Origin of the sequence: Pseudomonas sp. MCal1 (genome assembly GCF_026341415.1) — a bacterium.
GTDB lineage: Bacteria > Pseudomonadota > Gammaproteobacteria > Pseudomonadales > Pseudomonadaceae > Aquipseudomonas.
Genome location: NZ_JAKUMP010000006.1, coordinates 298,043 through 321,366, shown reverse-complemented (window position 1 = coordinate 321,366; position 23,324 = coordinate 298,043). Strand labels below are relative to the sequence as shown.

The following is a 23,324-nucleotide window of genomic DNA, read 5'->3' as shown; positions in this document are numbered from 1 at the left end:
CCCAGCAGTCGTCGGTCAGTCAGGCCGGTAAAAACACCATGGGCTTACTGGTCATCGGATTCGAAAACCCCGACCCGGATGCCACCCAAGACAACAAGCATTTTTCACTGGGCTTCAACTGCGGCGGTGGCACGACAGCGATGGCGTTGTGGGAATGCATGCGCAGTTACATGGAGATCGGGCTGCATGTTTTGCCACAGACCAATGATTTTGAGGGCGGGCGGGCAAAACTGCGAGGTAGAAGCGTTGTTTGGGGCATTACATGTGAATATCTGGACGGCATCAGACACCATCTGGTTGCACAGGAAGTCGGTAAGGCTGCCTGGTTGATAATCGGGGCCATTTTTCTGGGCGCTCCGCTGGCAATGATGTTGCAAGAGTGGAAGTTATCTCCGCCCCCCGACTTATCCCATCCCGACATCATCGAATGGTCAAAACCCCTCCCTCCCGAACAATGGGCCAAACGCTCCCCTGAGTTGGAAGTCGCCATTGCCAAACGCGAAGCCGAGTTGGCCGGACGAGTTGAGGCGCAGGAATGAGCACGCCACCGGCAGGCACTTCGAAGAAAGGGATTTTTTCCCGCAATGATTATTTGGCGCCGTTGCCTGTTCCTACCGGGGAAAAGCCTTGTGACGTGCTCAATACCATCTGGCGTAAAAACGAGGTGTTTCTCGATATCGGTAACTACAGCATTGGCTCGGCGGTGATGGTGCTTTGGCCCATGGTGATGTTGTTCGCCTTCATGGGATATCTGTTCCGCAATGATCATGACGAGATGCATATTTTTGCAGTCATGACGACGTTCATTATTGGAGTGCCAACCTTCTTTTTAATACAAGGCCTCTTCCGCGAAGTCCCATTACCCATACGCTTCAACCGCCAACGCCGGGAAGTCTGCGTCCCCCGTGACAACGGCGAATACTGGATCGTCCCTTGGGAAAGCGTGACAGCGGCCGCCACCCAGCAGTCGTCGGTCAGTCAGGCCGGTAAAAACACCATGGGTTTACTGGTCATCGGTTTCGAAAACCCCAATCCGAATGCCACCCAAGACAACCAGCATTTTTCACTGGGCTTCAACTGCGGCGGTGGTACGACGGCGATGGCGTTGTGGGAGTGCATGCGCAGTTACATGGAGATCGGGCCAGAAGCATCGCCGGATGCCGCAGCGCTCAATTCAGGCGCCAACCTGCGTTACTACGTCGATTACATGAAAGATAAAGCCAAAGAACGTGGCTGGTTCTTGACGTTGTTATGGGAAGGCGTATTCGGCGTATTCATTTTCAATGCACCTCTCGCGACTTATCTGCAAAGAAAAAAGCTATATCCGCCCCCCGACTTACCCCATCCCGACATCATCGAATGGTCAAAACCCCTCCCTCCCGAACAATGGGCCAAACGCTCCCAGGAGCTGGAAGTTGCCATTGCCAAACGAGAAGCCGAGCTGGCCGGACGAGTTGAGGCGCAGGTGTGAGCAAGCCAACCGCAGGCACTACGAAGAAGGGGATTTTTTCCCGCAATGATTATTTGGCGCCGTTGCCTATTCCCACCGGTAGAAAACCCTCTGATGTGCTCAACATCATCTGGCGCAAAAACGAGGTGTTTCTCGACATTGGTAACTACAGCATTGGCTCGGCAGTGATGGTGCTTTGGCCAATGGTGATGTTGTTCGCCTTCATGGGATATCTGTTCCGCAATGATCATGACGAGATGCATATTTTTGCAGTCATGACGACGTTCATTATTGGAGTGCCAACCTTCTTTTTAATACAAGGCCTCTTCCGCGAAGTCCCATTACCCATACGCTTCAACCGCCAACGCCGGGAAGTCTGCGTCCCCCGCGACAACGGCGAATACTGGATCGTCCCTTGGGAAAGCGTGACAGCGGCCGCCACCCAGCAGTCGTCGGTCAGTCAGGCCGGTAAAACCACGATGGGTTTACTGGTCATCGGTTTCGAAAACCCCGACCCGGATGCCACCCAAGACAACCAGCATTTTTCGCTGGGCTTCAATTGCGGCGGTGGTACGACGGCGATGGCGTTGTGGGAGTGCACCCGTAGTTACATGGAAATAGGGCCAGAGGCAGTGCCTGAAAGTCGGGTTGGTATTGCTCCTTATGAAGAAACCCAAATCGGATCGCTCATCGTTGATCTGCGCAAAGGGGACATGTTGAGCGTTTTGTGGGGAATATTCTGCATTACGATTCTGGGCACTTATCTGGCGGAAAAGCTCCAGGACTGGAAGCTTTCCCATCCACCGGAATTGCCCCATCCCGACATCATCGAATGGTCAAAACCCCTCCCTCCCGAGCAATGGGCCAAACGCTCCCCTGAACTAGAGGGCGCCATCGCCCAGCGCGAGGCTGAACTCGCTGCGCTGGTAGAAAGAGAGCTGGCTTGAGGCCGGCCCTGCAGTGGGTTTGGCTCTGATCAAAAACAGTCAGGTTTGGCGGGAGACGTCGACGGGCTGGCTTCCCGGCACTCTGAATGCAAAAAGCCGCGATGAGCGCGGCTCTTTTGCGTCTGTCGCCCCACATCAAGCAAACGATAATTCCTCTTATTCAAACTCCCTCGCCCTGTTAGACTTTGCGCCTTCAAATTCGCCCCTCTTGCAGGAAGTCTGATGCCCTCGCTGCCTCTTCGCTTGTCCGCACTGTGTCTGGCCCTGGGCCTGAGTGCTTGCGATGACGCCCCGCGCTTCACCAAGGCCGAGCCGGGTGAGGCCCGTTCCGGCGGCGCGGCGACCGTGCGCAAGAGCGATCAGAACGCGTTTTCCCTGCCGTCCGCCAACCTGCCGCCCTCGCGCCGGGTGGACTTCAGCGTCGGCAACAGTTTCTTTCGCAGCCCGTGGGTGATCGCGCCGTCGACCACCACGGCCCGCGATGGCCTCGGCCCGCTGTTCAACACCAACGCCTGCCAGAACTGCCACATCAAGGACGGCCGCGGTCATCCGCCGACACCGGATGCAGCCAACGCTGTTTCGATGCTGGTGCGCCTGTCGATTCCAGATGCGCCGGCCTATGCCAAGGTGATCGAACAGGTGGGCGTGGTGCCCGAACCCGTCTACGGCGGTCAGTTTCAGGACATGGCTGTCCCCGGCGTCGCGCCGGAAGGCAAGGTGCGGGTCGATTACACGCCGGTGCCGGTTCGCTTCAAGGACGGCACCGAAGTCGAGCTGCGTAAACCGGTTTTGCAGATTACCCAGCTCGGCTACGGCCCGATGCACCCGGACACGCGTTTCTCCGCCCGCGTTGCACCGCCGATGATCGGCCTCGGTCTGCTCGAAGCGATCCCCGAAGAAGCGATCCTCGCCAACGCCACCGCCCAGGCCAAAGAGAACAACGGCGTCAACGGTCGGCCAAACCGGGTCTGGGACGACGCGCAGCAAAAGACGGTCATGGGTCGATTTGGCTGGAAAGCCGGCCAACCAAACCTCAATCAACAGAATGTTCATGCGTTTTCGGGTGATATGGGCCTCACCACCAGCCTCAGACCGTTTGATGACTGCACCGACGCACAAACCGCCTGCAAACAGGCGCCGAATGGTAACGGCCCGGATGGTGAGCCGGAAGTCAGCGACAACATCCTGCGTCTGGTGCTGTTCTACAGCCGCAACCTCGCCGTTCCCGCCCGTCGAGGGGTCAACGATGCGCAGGTGCTGGCCGGCAAGAATCTGTTTTTCCAGGCTGGCTGCCAGTCCTGTCACACACCGAAGTACACCACTGCCGCGAACGCTGCCGAACCTGAACTGGCCAATCAAGTGATTCGCCCGTACAGCGATCTGCTGCTGCATGACATGGGCGAAGGTCTGGCGGACAACCGCACTGAATTCCAGGCCTCCGGCCGCGACTGGCGCACCCCGCCGCTGTGGGGCATCGGCCTGACGCAGACGGTCAGCGGCCACACCCAGTTTCTGCATGACGGCCGCGCCCGCAACCTGCTCGAAGCCGTGCTCTGGCACGGCGGTGAAGCGAAGGCGGCGCAGCAACAGGTTTTGTCTTTCAACGCCGAGCAGCGTGCCGCGCTGCTGGCGTTCTTGAACTCACTTTAAACACTTAAAAGAATCGGGAGCCCGACATGTTCCGTCCCAAGCTGTTGTTCACCAGCCTTGCCGCACTGGCCCTCGGCGCGTGCTCGCCGCAGGACCCGCAAGCCGTCACTTCGGCGGCCATCGCCAAATCGGTGATCCTGCCGACCTACACGCGCTGGGTCGAAGCCGACAAGCAACTGGCCATCAGCGCCCTCGCCTACTGCCAGGGCAAAGAGTCCCTGGACACCGCCCGTGCCGACTTCCTGCATGCGCAGAAAGCCTGGGCCGAGCTGCAACCGCTGCTGATCGGCCCGCTGGCCGAGGGCAACCGTTCGTGGCAGGTGCAGTTCTGGCCGGACAAGAAAAACCTGGTCGGCCGTCAGGTCGAGCAACTGGTCACCGCGCAACCGCAGATCGATGCGGCCGCCCTGGCCAAGTCCAGCGTCGTGGTTCAAGGCCTGTCCGCCTACGAGTACATCCTGTTCGACGCCAAGCCGGATGTGGCCAACGATGCGCAGAAAGCCAAATACTGCCCGCTGTTGGTGGCCATCGGCGAGCGTCAGAAACAACTGGCCGAAGAGATCCTCAGCAGCTGGAACAACACCGACGGCATGCTCGCGCAGATGAGCAAATTCCCGAACCAGCGCTACGCAGACTCGCACGAAGCGATCGCCGATCTGTTGCGGGTACAGGTCACTGCCCTCGACACCCTGAAGAAAAAACTCGGCACGCCGATGGGCCGTCAGAGCAAGGGCGTGCCTCAGCCTTTCCAGGCCGATGCATGGCGCAGCCAGTCGTCCATGGAGTCGCTGGAAGCCAGCCTCGCGGCGGCGAAAACCGTCTGGGAAGGCGTCGACAACAAAGGCCTGCGCGGCCTGCTGCCGGCCGAGCAAAAACCGCTGGCGGACAAGATCGATGCAGCCTACGCGGCGTCGCTCAAACTGTTTGCCAGCACCCAGCGCTCGCTGACCGAAATGCTCAACGACGACGCCGGTCGCCAGCAGCTCAACGACATCTACGACAGCCTCAACGTCGTCCACCGCCTGCACGAAGGCGAGCTGGCCAAGGCGCTGGGCATCCAACTGGGCTTCAACGCCAACGACGGTGACTGATGAGGGCACGTGCCATGCTGCGACGCCAGGCTCTGACTTTAGGTAGTTTGCTGCTGGGAGCAGTGACTCTGGGCGGCTGGACGCTGTTCAAACGCAAGGACCAAAGCCCGCTGCTGCTGTCGGCGCGGGACGACACCGACGGCAAGCATTACGCCGTCGGCTATCGGCTGGACGGCACTCAAGTGTTCGCCACCGCAGTCGGCCAGCGCTGCCACGACATCATCAATCACCCGACGCTGCCGATCGCGCTGTTCGTCGCCCGCCGGCCGGGCACCGAGAGCTATCTGATCGACCTGCGCAACGGTGGATTGCTGCAAACCGTGACCTCGCAGCCGAACCGGCATTTCTACGGCCACGCGGTGATCCACCACAGCGGCGACTACCTGTACGCCACCGAAAACGACACCAGCGATCCGGGCCGTGGCCTGCTCGGGGTGTACAAATTCGAAGGCGAACGGCTGGTCCACAGCGGCGAGATTTCCACCCACGGTCTCGGCCCGCATCAGGTGTCGTGGATGCCCGACGGTGAAACCCTGGTGGTGGCCAACGGCGGGATCCGCACCGAGGCCGAAAGCCGGGTCGACATGAACCTCGACGCCATGGAACCGAGCCTGGTGCTGATGCAGCGCGACGGCACTTTGCTGAGCAAGGAAACCCTCGCCCAGCAGATGAACAGCGTGCGCCACCTGGGGATCGCCAGCGACGGCACCATCGTCGCCGGCCAGCAATTCATGGGGCCGTCCCACGAGCGCTCGGAGCTGCTGGCGATCAAACGTCCCGGTCAGCCATTCGTGGCGTTCCCGGTGCCGGAGCATCAGTTGCAGTCGATGGGTCATTACACCGCCAGCGTCGCCGTGCACAGCGACCTGCGTCTGGTGGCACTGACCGCACCGCGCGGCAACCGCTTCTTCATCTGGGATCTGGACAGCGGCGAAGTGCGCCTCGACGCACCGCTGCCTGACTGCGCCGGCGTCGGTGCAGTGAAGGACGGTTTTGTCGTGACCTCCGGTCAGGGACGCTGCCGCTACTACGATTGCCGTCAGGACGATCTGCTGGCCAAACCGCTGGATTTGCCCGCAGGGCTCTGGGACAACCATCTTCATCTGATGGCCTGAAATTCGCCGCCGACCGCTCGGTCGGCGGCCCCGCTGTACTCCACCTTCCTCCCTGATACCCGATAAAAACTGGCAGTTGGAATCCCTGCCGGACTCAGGGTAATGTGCCCGCCTGTCTCACCTGATTTTCTCCAAGGAACTGGAATATGCTGCGTCGCCGCATGCTGATCATGTTGGGTGTTGTACTGCTGATCGTTCTGCTACTCGCCGGTTACAAGGCCTTCTCGATCTACACGATGATCCAGGGCTTTGCCAAACCGAAACCGCCGATCAGCGTCGCCGTGGCCACGGCCGTCGAGCGCCCGTGGCAAATGCGCTTGCCCACCGTCGGCACGCTGAAGGCGCTGCAAGGCGTCGACCTGAGTCTGGAGAACGCCGGCACCGTCACCGAGCTGAAATTCGAATCGGGGCAGAAGGTCAAGGCCGGCCAACCATTACTGCAACTGGACAGCGCCGTCGAAGCCGCCTTCCTCGAAACCGCCAAGGCCGATCTCGGTCTCGCGCAGCTGGATTACGGTCGCGGCAGCCAGCTCGTCGGCAGCAGCGCCATCTCCAAAGGCGAATTCGACCGGCTCTCGGCGCAGTTGCAAAAGAACAAGGCCACGGTCAATCAACTCAATGCGGCGCTGGCCAAAAAACGCATCGTCGCGCCCTTCAGCGGCACCATCGGCATCCGCCTCGTCGATATCGGCGACTACCTCGCCAGCGGCACCAAGATCGCTACCCTGCAGGATCTGAGCAGCCTCTACGCCGACTTCTATGTACCCGAACAGTCGGTACCGAAACTGGCCATCGGTCAGCCGGTGCAGATCACGGTCGCGGCGTATCCCGGCCAGAACTTCACCGGCGCCATCAGCGCCATCAACCCGATCGTCGAAAGCACCACCCGCAATATCCTGGTGCGCGCCACCCTGGCCAACCCCGACGGCAAGTTGCTGCCGGGCATGTTCACCAGCGTCGAGGTCCTGCTGCCGGATCCGCAGAAACACATCGTGGTCCCGGAAAGCGCGATCACCTACACCCTCTACGGCAATTCGACGTACGTGGTCACCCAGAAGAAAGCCGAAGACGGCACCGTCGAAAAGGACGACAAGGGCCAACCGGTACTGATCGCCGAGCGTCGGTTCGTCGAGACCGGCGAACGCCGCGATGGCCAGGTAGTGATCAACAAGGGCGTGCAGAGCGGCGAACAGGTGGTGACGGCCGGCCAGATCAAACTGGACAACGGCGCCCACATTGCCATCAGCGACGACAAGACCCTCGGCGAGCAGAACAGTCCGCCCCGCGCCGACTGATCAAGGAAACCCCATGGCTTTTACCGATCCGTTCATCCGCCGCCCGGTGCTCGCCACCGTGGTCAGCCTGCTGATTGTGCTGCTGGGCTTCCAGGCCTGGAGCAAACTGCCGCTGCGTCAGTACCCGCAAATGGAAAACGCCCTGATCACGGTGACCACCGCGTACCCCGGGGCCAACGCCGAAACCATCCAGGGCTACATCACCCAGCCGATGCAACAGAGTCTGGCCAGCGCCGAGGGCATCGACTACATGACCTCGGTCAGTCGCCAGAACTTCTCGGTGATTTCGATCTACGCGCGCATCGGCTCCAACAGCGACCGCTTGTTCACCGAACTGCTGGCCAAGGCCAACGAGGTGAAGAACAAACTGCCTCAGGACGCCGAAGACCCGGTACTGAGCAAGGAAGCCGCCGACGCCTCGGCGCTGATGTACATCAGCTTCTTCAGCAAGGAACTGAACAACCCGCAGATCACCGACTATCTGTCGCGGGTGATCCAGCCGAAGCTGGCGACCTTGCCGGGCATGGCCGAGGCGGAGATTCTCGGCAACCAGGTGTTCGCCATGCGCCTGTGGATCGATCCGGTGAAACTCGCCGGTTTCGGCCTCAGCGCCAGCGACGTGACCAACGCGGTGCGCCAGTACAACTTCCTCTCCGCCGCCGGCGAAGTGAAAGGCGAGTACGTGGTCACCAGCATCAATGCCAACACTGAACTGAAGTCCGCCGAAGCCTTCGGCAAGATCCCGCTCAAGGTCAGTGGCGACAGTCGGGTGTTGCTCAGCGATGTGGCACGGGTCGAGATGGGCGCGGAAAACTACAACTCGATCAGTTCGTTCGGCGGAACACCCTCGGTGTATATCGGGATCAAGGCCACGCCCGGGGCCAACCCGCTGGATGTGATCAAGGAAGTGCGCAAGATCATGCCGGAGCTGGAGGCCCAGTTGCCGCCCAACCTCAAGAGCGAGATCGCCTACGATGCCACGCTGTTCATCCAGGCCTCCATCGACGAAGTGGTGAAAACCCTGTTCGAGGCGGTGCTGATCGTGATCGTGGTGGTATTCCTGTTCCTCGGCGCCCTGCGCTCGGTGGTCATTCCGGTAGTGACCATTCCGCTGTCGATGATCGGCGTGATGTTCTTCATGCAGATGATGGGCTATTCGATGAACCTGCTGACCCTGCTGGCAATGGTGCTGGCCATCGGGCTGGTGGTGGACGACGCGATTGTGGTGGTGGAAAACATTCACCGGCATATCGAGGAAGGCAAGACACCGCTGGACGCCGCGCTCGAGGGCGCTCGGGAAATCGCCATGCCGGTGGTGTCGATGACCATCACCCTGGCGGCGGTGTACGCACCGATCGGCTTCCTGACCGGGCTGACCGGAGCGCTGTTCAAGGAGTTTGCGCTGACACTGGCCGGGGCAGTGGTGATTTCCGGGATCGTCGCCCTGACTCTGTCACCGATGATGTGCGCCGTGCTGTTGCGCCACGATGAAAACCCCACGGGCCTGGCCCATCGACTGGACCGGATTTTCGACAGCCTCAAGCGCCGCTATCAAAGCATGCTGCACGGCACACTCAACACCCGGCCGGTGGTGCTGGTGTTCGCGGTGATCGTGCTGTGCCTGATTCCGGTGCTGCTCAAGTTCACCAAGTCGGAACTGGCACCGGACGAAGACCAGGGCATCATTTTCATGATGGCCAACGCCCCGCAGCCGACCAACCTCGATTACCTGAACACCTACACCGACGAGTTCATCAAGATCTTCAAGGAGTTTCCGGAGTACTACTCATCGTTCCAGATCAACGGCTATAACGGCGTGCAGACCGGCATCGGCGGTTTCCTGCTCAAACCGTGGAACGAGCGCAGTCGCACACAAATGGAAATCCTCCCGGAAGTACAGGGCAAACTCGAGGGCATTCCCGGCCTGCAGATCTTTGGTTTTAACCTGCCATCCCTGCCCGGCACCGGCGAAGGCCTGCCGTTCGAGTTCGTGATCAACACCGCCAACGACTACGAGCTGTTGCTGCAAGTGGCTGACCGGATCAAGAAACGCGTCATGGCGTCGGGCAAGTTCGCCTTCGTTGACCTCGATCTGGCTTTCGACAAACCCGAAGTGGTGGTCGACATCGACCGCGCCAAGGCGGCGCAGATGGGCGTGTCGATGCAGGATCTGGGCGGCACCCTCGCCACTCTGCTGGGCGAAGCCGAGATCAACCGGTTCACCATCGAAGGCCGCAGCTACAAGGTCATCGCCCAGGTCGAGCGGGCCTACCGCGACAACCCGGACTGGCTGAACAATTACTACGTGAAAAATACCCAGGGCGAGTTGCTTCCGCTGTCGACCCTGATCACCGTGACCGACCGCGCACGACCGCGACAGCTCAACCAGTTCCAGCAACTCAACGCGGCGAAACTGTCCGGTTTCCCGCTGGTGAGCATGGGCGAAGCCATCGACAGCGTGTTGCAGATCGCCCGGGAAGAAGCCCCGGCCGGTTTTGCTTTCGATTACGGCGGCGCCTCCCGGCAGTTCGTCCAGGAAGGTAGTGCGCTGTGGGTAACTTTTGCCCTGGCCCTGGCGATCATTTTCCTGGTGCTGGCGGCGCAGTTCGAAAGCTTCCGCGACCCGCTGGTGATTCTGGTGACCGTGCCGTTGTCGATCTGCGGGGCACTGATTCCGTTGTTCCTCGGCTGGTCGAGCATGAACATCTACACTCAGGTCGGGCTGGTGACGCTGATCGGGCTGATCAGCAAGCACGGGATCCTGATCGTCGAGTTCGCCAACCAGTTGCGCAAGGAGAAGGGCCTGACACCCCGCGAGGCGGTGGAGGAAGCGGCGGCGATTCGTCTGCGCCCGGTCTTGATGACGACCGCGGCGATGGTGTTCGGCATGGTGCCGCTGATCCTGGCCACCGGCGCCGGTGCGGTCAGCCGTTTCGACATCGGTACCGTGATCGCGACCGGGATGTCGATCGGGACGCTGTTCACGCTGTTTGTTCTACCGTGCGTTTACACCGTGCTGGCGAAACCCGATCCCAAGGCGTGACGCAATAAAAAAGGCCTCGCATCAGCGAGGCCTTTGGCTCTTGTAGAAAGAGATTTCAATCGATTCAACTCTGCGGCCTCATCCCTTGAGAAAGTCCGAACATGAACAGCAACAGATCATGATCCGGCTGCGTGGCCACGGAGGCTTTCGCCACCCGTGGCATCGGGCAATGGGGATCGCTCGCCGAGGCGCCGATCACCTGCATGCGTGGCTGTTCCCAGGCCGCCACCGCCAATGACGCAACTGCCAAGGCTCCTACCAGAAACAAACCTCGTGCAATTTCTAGTTTCATCGCTATAAACCTTTGATAGCGCTGCCAAACGCCGTCTCATAAAAGTAGACGAGTTTTTTCCAGTCCGTTGCGCTGAACGACGAGTGGCGGCGCAATTGCTTCATGTCATGGGCAGCCGCGCGGTAAGCGGTCAGACGCTGACGGCATTTTTCCAGATCGATCAGGGCGACTTCGACCTTGGCTGAATCACCTTCGCCGGTCACCCGCACAAATACGTGCTTGATGTAGATGCAGCTGTGCTGCCAACGGCCCTTGTGCATGCGCGCCAGGTTTTCGGCGAGGTCCTTGAGCACGCGCTCATAGACGGCTTCGCCATATTGCTCACGACCGCCGCCGGCCTCCCATTGCTCAAGCTCCTGAAAGCCGTCGAGGGATTTGGTTACCAACAGCGCACGCCATTTGAATTTGGGGTCTGGCTGGGCACCGCAGAACACGATTTCGGGTACCCGGACGCCGAGACGGGAGACCCCGGTCAGCGCATCGAGCTCGCGCAATACGGTCGGACGTCCGAACGGGTGCAGCCAACTGCGATAGATATGGCCTGTCTGACGCTTGGCATACAGCAGTTGACCATCGCGTCCCACCACACGCTGCACACCACTTTCGCCCCCACGGCGCACATTGGGTTCCTCGACCCATTCGCCACGCTGGTTCCAGTAGTAGTCGAAGCGATCCTCGGGAGCGACTTCCGTTTCTGCTGCAAATTGCACTGCCATCCTCTTACCTCTTGCGTAATACGTAGACTCGCCACATGGCATAGAGCGGAATAAAGTCCAGTTGTTCCTGGATCCGGAATCCTGCTTCTTCGAATTCCTTTTCAACTGTTGCGGCCGGTAACACAAACCGGTTCTGGTAACCCTTTTGCCCACGCTTGCGCTCGGCGCGCTTGCGTTTCCAGGCCTTGAAATTGCCGTCCACCCACAGCGAAATGATCACGCTGTCCCGGGTGACACGCTCGAACTCGCGCAGAATCGTCCGGCGGTGCTCGGCTTCGCCAATGTGATGCAACAGTCGCATGCAGAAAATGCTGTCGACGGCGTTATCAGGCAAGGCAATGTCGAACGCAGATGTGTGCAAGGGTTGTACCCGTTTCACCACATCCGCCGGCTGGGCCTGCATGGCGGTCTTGATCATCGACTCGGAGTTGTCCGCCCCGATGATCACCCGGTTGGGTTTTTCCGCCAACAATGGCCAGAAACGTCCTGCACCGCAGGGCAAGTCCAGCACCAGTCCCGGCTCACCCACGAGGGTCAACGCCTTGCGGGCCAACTGCTGATCCCGCCAATTGGACAAACGACGCCCCAGACCTTCCTGGTGTTTGCGCAGATATCTCTGCGCATGGTTGTCGTCGTACTTTTCGGAAAAATCGAGTTTGATCGGGCCGGCCATCACCAGGACTCCTGAATTACTGATGACGCCACCTTAAGCAGCGGCGTGTCAGCGTCAGGTCATCCCTTTGTGAAAAAAACGTCATGTAAATCGGCAAACTATTTCAAGGTTATACAGGAATCAGACAGGTTGGCGGGAGTCCCCCCCCATCAATTGATTGATCCTCACTGCTTGCCCAGAACGACCTCGAACCGGCAGCCATTGGGCTCCATCGTGCTTAACGTGACACTCCAGCCCTGGTTCTCGCAGATGCGTTGAACCAGTGACAGACCCAACCCCAATCCTTCGCCGCGTTTTTCGTTGCCGCGTACAAAGGGCTGGAACATCGCCTCGCGTTTTTCCTCGGGAATGCCTACGCCCGAATCCTCGACCACGAAACCGTTTTCGTTGAGCGTCAGGCGAATGAAACCCTGCTCGGTGTAGTGCAAGGCGTTGCGCAGCAGGTTGCCCATCACGGCATTGAGTAGCGTCGCGTTGTAGCAGGTGCCGGGCGGATTGCCCGGCTCGAAAATCAGCTGCAAGCCCTTGGATTCGATGGGCTCGCGCCACAGACAAAGCAAGCTGTCGGCCACTTGCGCGAGGGTGTGCCGGGGGGCGGCACCCGCGTCTTCGCGCTGGGCACGGGCGAGCATCAGGAAGGTCTGCACCAGCTCACGCATTTCCTCACTGGCACGCGCAATGCGCTGGACCTGAGCCTTGCCGCGCTGATCGATACCCGGGTTTTCCAGCAGCAGTTCACAGGAACTGGCCAATACCATCAGCGGTGTGCGCAACTCGTGGCTGACGTCGCTGGTAAACAAGCGCTCTCGCGTCAGTGCCTGACGCAGGCGCCCGAGGGTAGCATCGAATGCCACCGCCAGTTCGCCCACCTCGTCTGCCGCGTAATCCGGCGCCAGCGGAGGGGCCAGCCCGAGCAACTGGTCGCGATGGCGCACCTGGCGCGCCAGCCGTACCACCGGCGCCATCACCTTGCGCGCCAGCACCCAGCCGAGGAACACCGCCAGCGCCAGACTGAGTACGAAGCCCACCAGCACCACGGCGAACAGCACGCGCTCGCGCTCTTCGAAATCGCTTTGATCCTGCAGCAGCACATAGCGGCGACCATCGACCACCTCGACCATCGCGTGATACGACAGCTGCTCGCGAAAGACTTCATGGAAACCCGAATCCAGGTGCCGCAGGTCCTTGGGCAGCTCGAAGTCGCCCGGCCCGCCGCTGAAGTAGAACAGTTGATCCGGCTCCGGCCGGTGGCTCCAGTCCGAGACGTTGTCCATCAGCAGCAGGCGTTGCAGGTCCCCGCCCAGCCCGGCGGAAATCAGTTTTTCCTCGACCAGGTGTACGGTCGCGACGATGCCCATCGCAAACGCTCCGGCCACCAGCGCGCTCATCAATGCAAAGGCGATGATGATCCGCTGGGCAAGGCTTTGCTTAAACTCCATCGCGGCCCTCGGCCAGGCGGTAACCCACGCCGTGCACGGTGTGCAGCAATGGTTTGGCGAATGGTTTGTCGATGACCTGACGCAATTGGTGAACATGGCTGCGCAGGCTGTCGCTGTCCGGGCAGTCATCGCCCCACAGCGCTTCCTCGAGAATTTCCCGGCGCAGGACATGCGGGCTCTTCTGCATCAGCACCGCCAACAGCTTGAGGCCAACCGGATTGAGCTTGAGCAATTTGCCTTCGCGGGTCACTTCAAGGGTATCGAGGTCGTAACTCAGATCACCGACCTGCAGGGCACGCCGGCCGCCGCCCTGGGTACGGCGCATCACGGCTTCGACCCGGGCTGCCAGTTCCGACAGCGCGAACGGCTTGACCAGATAATCGTCGGCCCCGGACTTGAAGCCCTGCAAGCGATCATCGAGCTGATCGCGAGCGGTGAGCATGATCACCGGCGTATCGCGACGGGCGTCCTCGCGCAGGCGCTTGCACAGGGTGTAGCCGTCGATGCCCGGCAGCATGATGTCGAGCACGATCAGATCGTAATGCTCGGTGGCCGCCAGATGCAGGCCCGACAGACCGTCCTGGGCGCAATCGACGGTATAGCCTTTGAGCCCCAGGTAATCGGCCAGATTGGCCAGGATATCGCGGTTGTCTTCGACCAATAGAATTCGCATGGGCACCTCCTCCGTACACGGTAGCGGCCGTCTTGGCCCGCGCAGCTTACGGCCAAGTGTGGCTCACGGCTAGGCGCCGGGTAGATTGATTTGAGTTAATTGCACGCATGGCCGGACTTTACGAGTTTTTCACGAGCGACCGACAAATCGCCGACAGAACCGGGCGCAGACTCACACGGTTGTGCTTCTCTGAAGACCTTACCGATGAAGGAATTGCCATGGTTTCGATTTCTGCCCGCCCTGCTTCAAGGCCTTTGAATTTAGGGCTTTGCCTGGGCATTCCCGCCGTCGCGGCGGTCATTCTGGTGTTGCTGGAACTGACCGACCTGGACATGGATCTGGCCCGACTGTTTTACGACCCGGTCGCGGGCGACTTCATCGGCCGCCACAGTTTTTTTCTCGAAGACATCCTTCATGACCGCGCCAAACAAGTGGTGATCGCCTTTTCGGTGTTTGCCATCGTCGGGTTCATCGGCGCGTTTTTCATCGAGCGGCTCAAACCGTTCAAGCGTGAGCTGGGCTGTCTGGTGTTGTCGCTGGGTCTGGCCACCTCGTTTGTCACGCCAGTGAAGGCGGTGACAGCGGTGCAATGCCCATGGAGCCTCGAACAGTTCGGCGGCCACGAAACCTACAGCAAGCTGCTGGATCATCGCCCGCCTACCGACAAGCCTGGTCGTTGCTGGCCGGGTGGTCATGCGGCCACGGGCTTCACCCTGTTTGCGTTGTTCTTCGTGCTGCGCGACCGTCGCCCGCGACTGGCTCGTCAGGCATTCATCTTCGCCTTTGCGCTGGGTTCGGTGTTTTCGATCAGCCGGATGATGCAGGGCGCGCACTTCTTTTCTCATAACGTGTGGACGGCGATCTTCTGCTGGCTGATCTGTCTGGGCTCGTATTACTGGGTTCTGTATCGCCCGGCAGCCAGGGCTGAAACCAACACGCGGGCCCGTCCAGTCAACGCCTGAACCCTGAAACGCGGGCAAAAAAAAACCCGTCTGCTCTCGCAGACGGGGTTTTTCGTTACTGGGTAAGGCTGGCTTACATCATGCCGCCCATGCCACCCATGCCGCCCATGTCCGGCATACCGCCGCCTACCGCACCTTCTTTCTTCGGTGCGTCAGCAACAGCAGCTTCGGTGGTCAGGATCAGACCGCCAATCGACGATGCAGCTTGCAGTGCCGAACGGGTGACCTTGGTTGGGTCCAGGATGCCCATTTCGATCATGTCGCCGTATTCGCCACTCGCAGCGTTGTAACCGAAGTTACCTTTGCCGTTCTTGACTTCGTTGACCACAACGCTTGGCTCGTCGCCGCTGTTGGCAGCGATCTGACGCAGCGGTGCTTCACCAGCGCGACGCAGAACAGCGATACCTACGTCCTGGTCAGCGTTGTCGCCTTTCAGGTTGATGATCGCGTTCAGAGCGCGGATCAGCGCAACGCCACCGCCAGGCACCACGCCTTCTTCAACGGCTGCACGGGTAGCGTGCAGGGCGTCTTCAACGCGGGCTTTCTTCTCTTTCATTTCAACTTCGGAACCGGCGCCAACCTTGATCACTGCAACGCCGCCGGACAGCTTGGCCAGACGCTCTTGCAGTTTTTCACGGTCGTAGTCCGAGGAAGTCTCGGCCACTTGAGCACGGATCTGGGCGATACGGGCTTCGATGTCGCCCTGGTTGCCAGCGCCATCGACAACTGTGGTGTTTTCCTTGGACAGGGTCACGCGCTTGGCGCTACCCAGATGTTCCAGAGTGGTGCTTTCCAGGCTCAGGCCGATCTCTTCGGAGATCACGGTACCGCCGGTCAGAACGGCGATGTCCTGCAGCATGGCCTTGCGACGGTCGCCGAAGCCCGGAGCCTTGACGGCTGCGACTTTAACGATGCCACGCATGTTGTTCACGACCAGAGTCGCCAGGGCTTCGCCTTCAACGTCTTCGGCAACGATCAGCAGTGGACGGCCGGCTTTGGCAACGGCTTCCAGTACTGGCAGCATTTCGCGGATGTTCGAGATCTTTTTGTCGACCAGCAGGATCAGCGGGCCGTCGAGCTCGGCGACCATGGTGTCCGGCTTGTTGACGAAGTACGGGGACAGGTAGCCACGGTCGAACTGCATGCCTTCTACAACCGACAGTTCGTTTTCCAGGCCCGAGCCTTCTTCAACGGTGATCACGCCTTCTTTACCGACTTTTTCCATGGCTTCGGCAATGATGTCGCCGATGGAGTTGTCGGAGTTGGCGGAGATGGTGCCAACCTGAGCGATCGCTTTGGTGTCGGTGCATGGCGCGGACAGCTTCTTCAGCTCGGCAACGACAGCGATGGTCGCTTTGTCGATACCGCGCTTCAGGTCCATCGGGTTCATGCCGGCAGCAACGGCTTTCAGGCCTTCGTTGACGATCGACTGAGCCAGAACGGTAGCGGTGGTAGTACCGTCACCAGCGTCATCGTTGGCACGGGAGGCAACGTCTTTGACCAGCTGCGCGCCCATGTTTTCGAAACGGTCTTCGAGTTCGATTTCCTTGGCGACGGAAACGCCGTCCTTGGTGATGGTCGGAGCGCCGAAGCTCTTCTCAAGGATTACGTTACGGCCTTTCGGGCCCAGGGTCGCTTTTACCGCGTCAGCCAGTACGTTTACGCCAACCAGCATTTTCTTGCGGGCGGAATCGCCGAATTTAACTTCTTTAGCAGCCATGATCGATATTCCTTAAATACTTTGTAGTAGCGGGAAAATGAACGGGGTTATCAGCCTTCGATAACGGCGAGGATTTCGTTCTCGCTCATTACCAGCAGGTCTTCGCCGTCGACTTTCACAGTGTTGCTGCCGGAGTACGGACCGAACACAACCTTGTCGCCCACTTTCACGGACAGTGCACGCACTTCACCGCTTTCCAGTGCTTTACCCGGGCCTACAGCCAGAATCTCACCGTGGTTGGCTTTTTCAGCAGCCGAACCTGGCAGGACGATACCGCCAGCGGTTTTCTTTTCTTCTTCGCTGCGACGGATAACGACGCGGTCATGCAGAGGACGAAGCTTCATTGTCGATCTCTCCTAATTGTGGTTTTCATCGGCCGGTGTAGTCCCGGCGGGTTTAACGAATCCGGCCTGCGCCGGTTGCGGCTCGTCGAGCGAACCGCGGAAGTCTGTCCGACTCAAAATGTCGGAACCTTTCGGTGACCGATACATAAGGGCGCAGAAGCTTATTACAAGGGCGGGGGTCAAAAAATTTTCACGCGGCTGCATGAACTCGCCCCGCAAACGAACACGGCACCCGAAGGTGCCGTGTCGATACAGAAGTTACTTGGTGTCGCGGTGTTCGAATTCGCCTTCGATCACATCGCCTTCGCGGCCGAGAGGCTGGCGCGGTGCCGGACCGCCGCGAGGTTGCAGGTCATCGGCGAACGCCCGCTGGCGCATGGCCTGCTCTTCGGCGCGCTGGCGCATTTTGTTGGCGACCAGTCGACGACTGAACGGCAACAGCAGCACCAGACCGAACACGTCGCTGATGAAGCCCGGCAGGATCAGCAGACCACCGGCCAGGGCCAGCATCAGGCCTTCGAGCATGGTTTGCGCAGGCAGTTCGCCGCGGTTCAGGCTTTCACGGGCACGCAGTGCGGTAGCCAGCCCGGCGATGCGCAGCACGAACACGCCGAACATCGAGCCGAGAATAATCAGCAGCAGGGCCGGGAAAAATCCGATCGATCCTGCCACTTTGACGAATACGAACAGCTCCAACACCGGGAACAGCAGAAAGAGCAACAAAAAAGGGCGCATCAAAGTTTCCTCAACGCAAGAAATGCCTTGCAGTAAGCCTTAGATGACGTCGCCCTTTCGTGAATTCAAGCATCGGCCACGGCATTTTTTGGCCAGACCTCGGCGTGAGCCAGAGAAACCAAGGCCTCGCGCACTTGTATCGGCGTATGACAAGGCGCTTGAAACGGCAGCCAGTACAGCGCCTGACCAATGCGCAGGTGCATGCCTTCGGTGTCGATACCAGCCATTTGCGCCGGTTCCGTTTTCGGCAGCCCTGCCAAGTCGACGTAATGAGCGATGGCCTTGGCGTGGTCGCTGTTCATGTGCTCGACCATGCTGATTTCGGCCTTGCCGGCGAAGGGGTTGGCCAGGGTCAGGTGATCGACCCAGTGGATCGCGCCGAAACCGCCGATGTAGCGATGGCGCACGGGTTTGAGCACCCAGAAATCGAAATCGTGAGCCTTGTGGTAATTCCGCGAATCGGGGAAATAACGGTAGTAGCGCTCGGCGGCAGCCTCGATGGCGGCCGCGTCTTCGAGTTTTTCTGCTTCGGCCAGATAGGTCAGGCGACCAACGGCCTGCACATCGTCAGCCTCGCGCTCCCCCACCAGCAGCGAACATTTCGGGTCTTTCTGCAGGTTGTGGGTGTGCTGGGCGATGCGGCTGATCAGGATCAGCGGCCGGCCCTGCTCGTCCAGGCAATAAGGAACCACCGAGCCAAACGGAAAACCGGGCATTGATTTGGAGTGGGTCGACAGCACGCCACGGTATTCCTTGAGAAGCAATTCTCGGGCATTCTTAGCCGCTTCAACGCTCAATTTATGACTCCTTAAATAGAATCCGTCGAAAAAACGGACAGGCGACACGGATAAGTATCAGTCGCCTCAGGGGCAGTTCTCATGTGCAGCCGGGCCATGTCAGGCGCAGATCGAGAGGCTCTTTAAAGGACACCACTCTGACCTGCTCTCGGGGGCATGCGAATGCAACTCAACGACAAAGTAATCATTATCACTGGCGGTTGCCAAGGCTTGGGCCGCTCGATGGCCGAGTATTTAGCGGGCAAGGGTGCGAAGCTGGCGCTGGTTGACCTGAACCAGGAAAAACTCGACGACGCGGTCGCGGCCTGCAAGGCCAAGGGTGTCGAGGCGCGCAGCTACCTGTGCAACGTCGCCAACGAAGAGCAGGTGACGCACATGGTCGCCCGGGTCGCCGAAGACTTCGGCGCGATCCACGGCCTGATCAACAACGCCGGTATCCTGCGCGACGGCCTGTTGCTCAAGGTCAAGGATGGCGAAATGACCAAGATGAGCCTGGCCCAGTGGCAGGCGGTGATCGACGTCAACCTGACCGGCGTGTTCCTCTGCACCCGTGAAGTGGCGGCGAAAATGGTCGAGCTGAAAAACAGCGGCGCGATCATCAACATCTCGTCGATCTCCCGCGCGGGCAACGTCGGCCAGACCAACTACTCCGCCGCCAAGGCTGGCGTCGCTGCGGCAACCGTGACCTGGGCCAAGGAACTGGCGCGCTACGGCATTCGCGTGGCCGGCATTGCACCGGGCTTCATCGAAACCGAGATGACCCTGGGCATGAAGCCTGAAGCGCTGGAGAAAATGACCTCGGGCATTCCGCTCAAGCGCATGGGCAAGCCGGAAGAGATCGCCCACTCGGCGGCGTACATCTTCGAGAACGACTACTACACCGGCCGGATTCTGGAGATGGATGGCGGGTTGCGCATTTAAGCCCTGCCACAAACTCTGTGGGAGCGAGCTTGCTCGCGATAGCGGTACAACAGTCACCATCAATAGTGAATGTCATGGCCTTATCGCGAGCAAGCTCGCTCCCACAGTTTTTTTAGCGCCGCGGCAAAATCAATCGTCGCTGATGGTGATGTTCGGCATCGCCGGCGAAGCAGCTTCCTGCAACACGATCCGCGCGCCGACATGGCGGGCCAGCTCCTGATAGACCATGGCGATCTGGCTGTCCGGCTCGGAAATCACCGTCGGTTTGCCGCCGTCGGCCTGTTCGCGGATCAGCATCGACAGCGGCAACGAGGCCAGCAGCTCGACGCCGAACTGGGTCGCCAGCTTCTCGCCACCGCCCTCACCGAACAGATGCTCGGCATGACCGCAGTTCGAGCAGATGTGCACGGCCATGTTTTCCACCACACCCAACACCGGAATGTTGACCTTGCGGAACATCTCCACGCCTTTGCGCGCATCGAGCAACGCCAGATCCTGCGGGGTGGTGACGATCACGGCGCCGGCCACCGGGACTTTCTGCGCCAGGGTCAGCTGGATGTCGCCCGTGCCTGGCGGCATGTCGATCACCAGATAATCCAGGTCGCCCCACGCCGTTTGCGTGACCAGTTGCAGCAGCGCGCCGGAGACCATCGGCCCGCGCCAGACCATTGGCGTGTTGTCGTCGGTCAGGAACGCCATCGACATCACTTCCACACCATGGGCCTGAAGCGGCACGAACCACTTCTGATCCTTGACCTGCGGGCGGGTGCCCTCGGCAATGCCGAACATGATGCCCTGGCTCGGGCCATAGATATCGGCGTCGAGAATCCCGACCTTCGCGCCTTCGCGGGCCAGTGCCAGCGCCAGGTTGGCGGCGGTGGTGGACTTGCCCACACCGCCCTTGCCCGACGCCACGGCGACTACGTTCTTGACGTTGGCCAGCCCCGGAATCTGCGCCTGGGCCTTGTGCGCGGCGATCACGCTGTTGACCTCGACCTTAGCCGTCACCACGCCGTCGAGGTTTTCGATGGCCAGTTGCAGCAATTGCGCCCAGCCGCTCTTGAACAGACCGGCGGCATAACCGATTTCCAGCTGCACGCTGACGCGATCGCCGGTGATTTCGATGTTGCGCACGCAACCGGCGCTGACCGGATCCTGGTTCAGATAAGGGTCGGTGTATTGGCTGAGGACGGCTTCCACCGCTGCGCGAGTGACGGCGCTCATGGGCAACTCCGATAACAAGACTGGGAAAAGATGGCGGGTATCCTACCCCTTCTGTCCTCCGGACGGCATGTCCGGCAACGATTTGCAGAGGTGAAATATCTTTCCCGGCGCTTTATAGTGGCCGACCTCCGTTTCATCAAGTAGCGAAGCCCCACATGTCCGAACCACGCAAGATTCTCGTCACCAGCGCCCTGCCCTACGCCAACGGTTCGATCCACCTTGGCCATATGCTGGAATACATCCAGACCGATATGTGGGTGCGCTTCCAGAAGCATCGCGGCAATCAGTGCATTTATGTCTGCGCCGACGACGCCCACGGTTCGGCGATCATGCTGCGCGCGGAAAAGGAAGGCATCACCCCGGAACAACTGATCGCCAACGTCCAGGCTGAACACAGCGCCGACTTTGCCGACTTCCTGGTGGACTTCGACAACTTCCACTCCACTCACGCCGAAGAAAACCGTGAGCTGTCGAGCCAGATCTACCTGAAGCTGCGTGACGCCGGGCACATCGCCCAACGTTCGATCACCCAGTATTTCGACCCGGAAAAGAAAATGTTCCTGGCCGACCGCTTCATCAAGGGCACCTGCCCGAAATGCGGCACCGAAGACCAGTACGGCGACAACTGCGAAAAATGCGGCGCGACCTACGCGCCGACCGACCTGAAGGATCCGAAGTCGGCAATCTCCGGCGCCACCCCGGTGCTCAAGGATTCCCAGCACTTCTTCTTCAAGCTGCCGGACTTCCAGGAAATGCTGCAGGCCTGGACCCGCAGCGGCACCCTGCAGGACGCCGTGGCCAACAAGATCGCCGAATGGCTGGACGCCGGCCTGCAACAGTGGGACATCTCCCGCGATGCGCCGTACTTCGGCTTCGAGATCCCCGGCGAGCCGGGCAAGTATTTCTACGTGTGGCTGGACGCGCCGATCGGCTACATGGCCAGCTTCAAGAACCTCTGCAACCGTACGCCGGAGCTGGACTTCGACGCGTTCTGGGGCAAGGACTCCACCGCCGAGCTGTACCACTTCATCGGCAAGGATATCGTCAACTTCCACGCCCTGTTCTGGCCGGCGATGCTCGAAGGCGCGGGTTTCCGCAAGCCGACCGGCATCAACGTTCACGGCTACCTGACCGTCAACGGTCAGAAGATGTCCAAGTCCCGCGGCACCTTCATCAAGGCCCGTACCTACCTGGACCATCTGTCGCCGGAGTATTTGCGCTACTACTACGCGGCCAAACTGGGCCGTGGCGTGGACGACCTCGACCTGAACCTCGAAGACTTCGTGCAGAAGGTCAATTCCGACCTGGTCGGCAAAGTCGTCAACATCGCCAGCCGTTGCGCCGGTTTCATCCAGAAGGGCAACGCCGGCCTGCTGGTGGACAACAACGCCGCACCGGAACTGACTGAAGCGTTCCTGGCCGCCGCGCCGAGCATCGCCGATGCCTATGAAGCCCGCGACTTCGCCCGTGCCATGCGCGAAACCATGGCTTTGGCCGACCGCGCCAACGCCTGGATCGCCGACAAGGCACCATGGTCGCTGAACAAGCAGGAAGGCAAGCAGGATGAAGTCCAGGCGGTCTGCGCCACCGCGATCAACCTGTTCCGCCAACTGGTGATCTTCCTCAAGCCGGTGTTGCCAGTGCTGGCCGCCGATGCCGAGGCGTTCCTCAACGTCGCCCCGCTGACCTGGAACGACCACACCACCCTGCTGGCCAACCACCAGTTGAACGAATTCAAGCCGTTGATGACCCGCATCGACCCGGTAAAAGTGCAAGCCATGACCGACGCCTCGAAAGAAGACCTGACCGCCAGCCAGACCGACACCGGCGCCGCCGCGCCTGCCGGCAACGGCGAACTGGCCAAGGATCCGCTGGCGCCGGAAATCGACTTCGACACCTTCGCCGCCGTCGACCTGCGTGTGGCGCTGATCGTCAAGGCCGAACACGTTGAAGGCGCCGACAAGCTGCTGCGTCTGACCCTGGATATCGGTGACGAGCAACGCAACGTGTTCTCCGGGATCAAGAGCGCTTACCCGGATCCGTCGAAACTCGACGGTCGCCTGACCATGATGATCGCCAACCTCAAGCCACGGAAAATGAAGTTCGGCATTTCCGAAGGCATGGTGATGGCGGCCGGCCCTGGCGGTGAAGAAATCTACCTGCTGAGCCCGGACAGCGGCGCCAAGCCGGGTCAGCGCATCAAGTAAGGCTCTGCCCTGACTGATCCCACAGGCGTG

The 23,324-nt window shown here is 60.2% G+C and carries 20 protein-coding genes and 1 pseudogene; 11 read left to right on the top strand and 10 right to left on the bottom strand.

The annotated features are described in order from the left end of the window. The 8 genes and pseudogenes from MKZ87_RS12915 to MKZ87_RS12880 all read left to right on the top strand — a co-directional run. Nucleotides 1-539, top strand: a pseudogene (locus MKZ87_RS12915) (hypothetical protein); the annotation flags it as partial. Next, a complete protein-coding gene (locus MKZ87_RS12910) occupies nt 536-1,471 on the top strand; it encodes a DUF6708 domain-containing protein (protein ID WP_266201041.1) in 936 nt (311 codons plus the stop codon). The pseudogene MKZ87_RS12915 and the gene MKZ87_RS12910, both read left to right, overlap by 4 nt. Beyond that, a complete protein-coding gene (locus MKZ87_RS12905; RefSeq protein ID WP_266201040.1) occupies nt 1,468-2,397 on the top strand; it encodes a hypothetical protein in 930 nt (309 codons plus the stop codon). The genes MKZ87_RS12910 and MKZ87_RS12905 overlap by 4 nt, the downstream gene beginning before the upstream one ends. Before the next feature lie 222 nt (nt 2,398-2,619). Continuing rightward, complete coding sequence (locus MKZ87_RS12900) at nt 2,620-4,047, top strand: di-heme oxidoredictase family protein (protein ID WP_266201038.1); 1,428 nt, start codon at nt 2,620-2,622, stop codon at nt 4,045-4,047. A 26-nt stretch (nt 4,048-4,073) separates the two neighbouring features. Further along, entirely contained in the window at nt 4,074-5,138 is a 1,065-nt protein-coding gene (locus MKZ87_RS12895; protein ID WP_085701696.1) for an imelysin family protein, read from the top strand. Nucleotides 5,139-5,152: 14 nt separating this feature from the next. After that, nucleotides 5,153-6,253 carry a DUF1513 domain-containing protein gene (locus MKZ87_RS12890; RefSeq protein ID WP_085699633.1) on the top strand — a complete coding sequence of 367 codons (1,101 nt, stop codon included), beginning with the start codon at nt 5,153-5,155 and terminating at the stop codon, nt 6,251-6,253. A 146-nt stretch (nt 6,254-6,399) separates the two neighbouring features. After that, a complete protein-coding gene (locus tag MKZ87_RS12885) occupies nt 6,400-7,548 on the top strand; it encodes an efflux RND transporter periplasmic adaptor subunit (protein ID WP_085701698.1) in 1,149 nt (382 codons plus the stop codon). A gap of 13 nt (nt 7,549-7,561) precedes the next feature. Further along, on the top strand, nt 7,562-10,591 hold the full coding sequence (locus MKZ87_RS12880; RefSeq protein ID WP_234205895.1) for a multidrug efflux RND transporter permease subunit: 3,030 nt from the start codon (nt 7,562-7,564) through the stop codon (nt 10,589-10,591). 64 nt (nt 10,592-10,655) lie between these two features. Here MKZ87_RS12880 and MKZ87_RS12875 read toward each other — a convergent pair whose 3' ends face one another. The 5 genes from MKZ87_RS12875 to colR all read right to left on the bottom strand — a co-directional run bounded on the left by MKZ87_RS12875 (nt 10,656) and on the right by colR (nt 14,384). Continuing rightward, nucleotides 10,656-10,883, bottom strand: a complete 228-nt coding sequence (locus tag MKZ87_RS12875; protein ID WP_085701700.1) for a hypothetical protein — start codon at nt 10,881-10,883, stop codon at nt 10,656-10,658. Between the two features lie 2 nt (nt 10,884-10,885). Continuing rightward, on the bottom strand, nt 10,886-11,599 hold the full coding sequence (locus MKZ87_RS12870; RefSeq protein ID WP_085699640.1) for a lipopolysaccharide kinase InaA family protein: 714 nt from the start codon (nt 11,597-11,599) through the stop codon (nt 10,886-10,888). A gap of 4 nt (nt 11,600-11,603) precedes the next feature. Next, nucleotides 11,604-12,272 (bottom strand): class I SAM-dependent methyltransferase, encoded by a 669-nt coding sequence (locus MKZ87_RS12865; RefSeq protein ID WP_085699642.1) that lies wholly within the window; start codon nt 12,270-12,272, stop codon nt 11,604-11,606. Nucleotides 12,273-12,436: 164 nt separating this feature from the next. Further along, nucleotides 12,437-13,711, bottom strand: a complete 1,275-nt coding sequence (locus MKZ87_RS12860) for a sensor histidine kinase (protein WP_085701701.1) — start codon at nt 13,709-13,711, stop codon at nt 12,437-12,439. Further along, nucleotides 13,701-14,384, bottom strand: a complete 684-nt coding sequence (colR, locus tag MKZ87_RS12855) for a two-component system response regulator ColR (RefSeq protein WP_007953224.1) — start codon at nt 14,382-14,384, stop codon at nt 13,701-13,703. The genes MKZ87_RS12860 and colR overlap by 11 nt, the downstream gene beginning before the upstream one ends. A gap of 218 nt (nt 14,385-14,602) precedes the next feature. Between colR and MKZ87_RS12850 the strand changes: the two genes are divergently transcribed. Next, nucleotides 14,603-15,346: a phosphatase PAP2 family protein gene (locus MKZ87_RS12850; RefSeq protein WP_085701702.1), complete on the top strand. Its 744-nt coding sequence runs from the start codon at nt 14,603-14,605 to the stop codon at nt 15,344-15,346. Nucleotides 15,347-15,419: 73 nt separating this feature from the next. On the opposite strand, the gene groL is transcribed toward MKZ87_RS12850, so the two are convergent. The 4 genes from groL to MKZ87_RS12830 all read right to left on the bottom strand — a co-directional run bounded on the left by groL (nt 15,420) and on the right by MKZ87_RS12830 (nt 18,942). Beyond that, nucleotides 15,420-17,066: a chaperonin GroEL gene (gene groL / locus MKZ87_RS12845; protein WP_266201034.1), complete on the bottom strand. Its 1,647-nt coding sequence runs from the start codon at nt 17,064-17,066 to the stop codon at nt 15,420-15,422. A gap of 50 nt (nt 17,067-17,116) precedes the next feature. After that, nucleotides 17,117-17,410, bottom strand: coding sequence for a co-chaperone GroES (locus tag MKZ87_RS12840; protein ID WP_011335724.1), 294 nt, complete (start codon nt 17,408-17,410; stop codon nt 17,117-17,119). Between the two features lie 258 nt (nt 17,411-17,668). Next, nucleotides 17,669-18,145 (bottom strand): FxsA family protein, encoded by a 477-nt coding sequence (locus tag MKZ87_RS12835; protein ID WP_085699650.1) that lies wholly within the window; start codon nt 18,143-18,145, stop codon nt 17,669-17,671. A gap of 65 nt (nt 18,146-18,210) precedes the next feature. Continuing rightward, nucleotides 18,211-18,942, bottom strand: coding sequence for a HugZ family protein (locus tag MKZ87_RS12830; RefSeq protein ID WP_085699652.1), 732 nt, complete (start codon nt 18,940-18,942; stop codon nt 18,211-18,213). Between the two features lie 162 nt (nt 18,943-19,104). Between MKZ87_RS12830 and MKZ87_RS12825 the strand changes: the two genes are divergently transcribed. Further along, entirely contained in the window at nt 19,105-19,863 is a 759-nt protein-coding gene (locus tag MKZ87_RS12825; protein ID WP_085701703.1) for an SDR family oxidoreductase, read from the top strand. 129 nt (nt 19,864-19,992) lie between these two features. Here MKZ87_RS12825 and apbC read toward each other — a convergent pair whose 3' ends face one another. Next, on the bottom strand, nt 19,993-21,087 hold the full coding sequence (gene apbC, locus MKZ87_RS12820; protein WP_085699657.1) for an iron-sulfur cluster carrier protein ApbC: 1,095 nt from the start codon (nt 21,085-21,087) through the stop codon (nt 19,993-19,995). A 155-nt stretch (nt 21,088-21,242) separates the two neighbouring features. Here apbC and metG point away from each other — a divergent pair, with 155 nt between their 5' ends. Further along, on the top strand, nt 21,243-23,294 hold the full coding sequence (gene metG / locus MKZ87_RS12815; RefSeq protein WP_085701704.1) for a methionine--tRNA ligase: 2,052 nt from the start codon (nt 21,243-21,245) through the stop codon (nt 23,292-23,294). Nucleotides 23,295-23,324 lie beyond the last annotated feature (30 nt).